This is a genomic window from Arthrobacter sp. H14 (assembly GCF_000520495.1).
Classification (GTDB): Bacteria; Actinomycetota; Actinomycetes; order Actinomycetales; family Micrococcaceae; genus Arthrobacter_C.
The window spans coordinates 1-3,596 of record NZ_AZRX01000502.1 but is presented as its reverse complement, the minus strand read 5'-3'; the positions used below and the strand labels follow the sequence as shown (position 1 = coordinate 3,596).

The window sequence follows — 3,596 nt, the reverse complement described above, 5'->3', positions numbered from 1 at the left end:
ACCGGTCTCTGAACCGCAGGCGGCGGTTCCGGTGAGAAGCCCGGCAAGCAGAAGAGCTGATATTCCGTTACGTACCTTCATGATCGTGCCTTCAAAAGAATGAACTATCCAGTGATGGGTAGGTGAGGGATTGTTGCGCGGTCTCACACGGTGAGATCGTTAAACCCAATTAATCGTGCCCGGGTGATCGTGCTGACCCGCACCGTGTCCGTGCCGGTTCCGGTGATTGAAACAAGGCGTAAGGGCCGTAAAACCGCGATGGAAGAGGTGCTATTTTTTTTTACGGCCCTGACGAAGGACCGGGTGGGATTAGGAGTTGCTGCTCCGGCGGCGGACAGCAAAGGTTCCACCGGCTGCGGCGAGGAGGACCAACCCTCCACCCAGAGCGATAATCGTTGACCCGTCATTTGCTTCGTTCATCACTCCGGTATCGGCGCCGCCCCGGGGGACAGCACCCATCTGGTCCATGCTGTTGCCTGCTGCACCGTCGGACTCTGCGACCCCGGGTGCCGGTGCCATGGCTTCAGCACCGACGGTGAGGGTACCTTTCATGTTGCCGTGGAACTTGCAGAAAAACCCATAGCTCCCGATCGCGCTCGGGGCGGTGAAAGTGGCGCTTTCCCCGCCGGGGATGGTGACATCGAAGGAATCGTCATCGGCGGTCACCGTGTGGGCTTCGCTGTCGTTGTTCGTCACGGTAATCTCACCGCCCGGGTTCACGGTGCCCGGGCCGGAAAACACGAAGTCGTCGATGCTGATAGACATTTGCCCGGTGGTCATGGCCGGTACTGATTGGGAGACCGGGCTAGGGGCGGCCAATGCGGCCCCGGCGGATCCAAGGCCGGCTCCTCCGACCAGGGCTGCGGTGAAAGCGACGCTGAGAACTTTGCTGCTGGTGATCATGATGAGGCCCTCCGGGTAGGCATTTAGCGGAACAACTGTTTTTGCGCCGTCAGTCGACGTGACGCACTGTTGCCGAATAACCACCGCCACATGATATTCGTTACGTGCAGCGTGTTGGATTGCCTTTTTTCGAAGACCAATGAGGGTCAAAAATGACCGTTGTGTTTTGGCAGTCAGATCCCGGTGACCCACCCATAAGCCGTTGGCTGCCGGTGGTGGCATGACAAAAGCGCCGGAGAACACACGGTGGAGGCCGCTAGTCGTGTTCTCCGACGCTTTTCGACCGGATAAATAAACATCAGGTCGATCACTCGCACATGAGGATAGGTAAAACACTACGCGCATTGCCTGAGCTTTACCTGATGATGCAAGATTCATTTTCTTGTCGTACTTGCTCAAGGAGGGCATCGGTTTCTTCCAGTTCCCGAACCGCCGCGCACAGCAACCCTTGAGCGTGCCCCTGATCAGCGGAGGCAGGACCGGTCTGCCCCGATCCGCTGCCAGCAAACAAAGTGCTCAGCTCTCCACACGCCTGGCGGGCCTCTAAAACCCTGTGAACACAATGATGGCGGCGTGCTTCGAGGTCGATCACCGTTTGTTTCTTCGCGTCGGCCAGCAAGAAATCGGTGTCATCATCCGCTTCAAAACTTGTCACACCAAGATCCTCCCAGCAGCATCCTCACAGGCCACACCCGCACCATATCCGACGCGGACAAAATACGGTGCCAGCAAACTGGTCCGCCCCTGGGAGCAAAGGTGCAGGCTCGAGCGTGACCGCGGACCCTGGTGACCGTTTACTCAAGCTGCCAGAGCAGCGTCTCTAGGACGATATGGTTTACGCTCAGTCACTCTGGACCCTCAGCCCCGGGCAGTGGAGGGAAACCGCATTTACTGGCATCGGTACGACAATAGAGGCCCTGGCTTGCCTGGCTTTCACATGAAGACAGCTCAGCTCACGCACCGCACCAGGGTGGGAAGAGTGCTGACCCGGACGGCAGCTGGCGATCAGGACGCATTCGCTGACCTTTACCGTGTGATGTCCCCCCGGGTTTACCGGCTCGCCCAACAGATAATCGTCGACTCGGCCCTGAGCCAGGAAATCATCGAGGACCTGTTCCTGCACGTGTGGCAGAAAGCCCATACCTTTGAGGCACCCAAAGGCCACCTCTGTCGCCTGGTTGTCGCCTGGTTGATGATAATTACCACCGCAGGACCTTGGACCGGGCGCGGGCCGAACACACATCGGCGAATCGCAACACCGCCTACGCCGTGGCAACCTACACACCGGATATTGACCAGACAGCCGAAACAGCAATCAACCGGCTCGAAGAACAGGAGAGCACCCGATCCCTCAAAACCCTCAGTCCCACCCAACGTGAAACGATCAATTTGGTCTCCTCCGACGGGCTCACCTACCAGCAAGTCGGCGCCCACCTCGGCATTCCATTATCAACAGCCAAAACCCGCATCCGCGGCGGGCTCATCCGCGTGAAAAGCAGTATCGAACACCTAACCCACCTGCTTTGGCTGCTTACTCTCACTCCGCGAACGGGTAACCCGCACTGGAATGAATGGGTTGTCCCCTGCTGATAAACCTCACCCGCAGGTGTCACACCACAGCGCTTCCCAACAGGGCCTTGTCACAGGGCCTTGTCCTGCGTACGGTGAGCAGAAGCCACTCGCACCGAGCGGTCTCACGTGTTCGGCTGTGAATTGTGTGGGGGAAACCAATCCACACTGCGGATCGCTCCGAATAAGATAGTAAGCGCACTTACTCTGGTGCGTATCCACGCACAGTGAAGGAATTGATCTTATGAATAAGGCAATGCGTTTCCTTGCAGTACCCACCCTGGCTCTTGGCGCCCTGGCGATGGCATCGTCGCCGGCCATGGCAGCGGAGGAGTCCTACTCCTCGACCCTGGGCCAGCTCAACGGCACCACCGGCACGGGAAGCATCACCCTGGACGTCCACGGCGACACAGCTACCGTTGACCTGCAGGTCTCCGGCCTCGCCGAAACCTTCATGGACGCCCCGTACCCTCACGTCCAGCACATCCACACCGGCGAAGAGGCTAGAGGTGAGTGCCCCACCCCCGAGGAGGACGAAAACGGCGACGGCATCATCAACACCACCGACGGCGATCCCGCCTACGGCCCCATCGCCACCACGCTGACCACCAGCGGAGCCACCGGCCCCGAAGAAAGCTTGAACCTCGAGCTGGCTGGCCTGGGCGGCAACTACCAGATCCAGCGCGACATCGACCTCAACGCCGAAACCAAGGCAGGACTCGAAGCCGGCAAAGCCGTCGTCGTCGTCCACGGCCTGGACCCAGCAACCGCCGGGGTCTCCGAGGAAGTGTTCAACTCACCCAGCGACATCGCCCCAGAACTGCCCCTCGGCGCCACTTCACCCGCACTGTGTGGAGTTCTCGTAGCCTCACAGATGGGCGACATGCCTGCCGGTGGCGCCGACACCGGTGTCGCCCAGGAAACCGGATCAAACACCGGCATCCTCGCCCTCGGTGGCGGCCTGGTCCTGGCAGCAGCAGCCGGCGGAACCTTCCTGGTTCGCCGCAGCAACGCTAAGGCATAATTTCCATCAAGCACCACGAACTGATCGGACAGTAGTTCCTCAGATGATTAGTTCACCCAGCGACCGTCGCAGAAGCCATCTGGCCTCTGCGGCGGTCGCC

The 3,596-nt window shown here is 59.7% G+C and carries 4 protein-coding genes; 2 read left to right on the top strand and 2 right to left on the bottom strand.

Annotation, left to right across the window (positions count from 1 at the left end; translation table 11 throughout):
• Positions 1 to 309 precede the first annotated feature (309 nt).
• Both Y707_RS30425 and Y707_RS0101925 read right to left on the bottom strand, forming a co-directional pair.
• Positions 310 to 987 (bottom strand): cupredoxin domain-containing protein, encoded by a 678-nt coding sequence (locus tag Y707_RS30425; protein ID WP_216699186.1) that lies wholly within the window; start codon positions 985 to 987, stop codon positions 310 to 312.
• Positions 988 to 1,258: 271 nt separating this feature from the next.
• Positions 1,259 to 1,558: a hypothetical protein gene (locus Y707_RS0101925; RefSeq protein ID WP_026533843.1), complete on the bottom strand. Its 300-nt coding sequence runs from the start codon at positions 1,556 to 1,558 to the stop codon at positions 1,259 to 1,261.
• Positions 1,559 to 2,172: 614 nt separating this feature from the next.
• On the opposite strand from Y707_RS0101925, the gene Y707_RS32525 reads away from it, so the two are divergent.
• A complete protein-coding gene (locus Y707_RS32525) occupies positions 2,173 to 2,493 on the top strand; it encodes a sigma factor-like helix-turn-helix DNA-binding protein (RefSeq protein ID WP_253905027.1) in 321 nt (106 codons plus the stop codon).
• A gap of 223 nt (positions 2,494 to 2,716) precedes the next feature.
• Positions 2,717 to 3,496 carry a CHRD domain-containing protein gene (locus Y707_RS0101915; protein WP_026533842.1) on the top strand — a complete coding sequence of 260 codons (780 nt, stop codon included), beginning with the start codon at positions 2,717 to 2,719 and terminating at the stop codon, positions 3,494 to 3,496.
• Positions 3,497 to 3,596: the final 100 nt, after the last annotated feature.

Coding starts and splice junctions, on each gene's coding strand:
- Y707_RS0101915 (WP_026533842.1), top strand. CDS start 2,717: ATGAATAAGGCAATGCGTTTCCTTGCAGTACCCACCCTGGCTCTTGGC.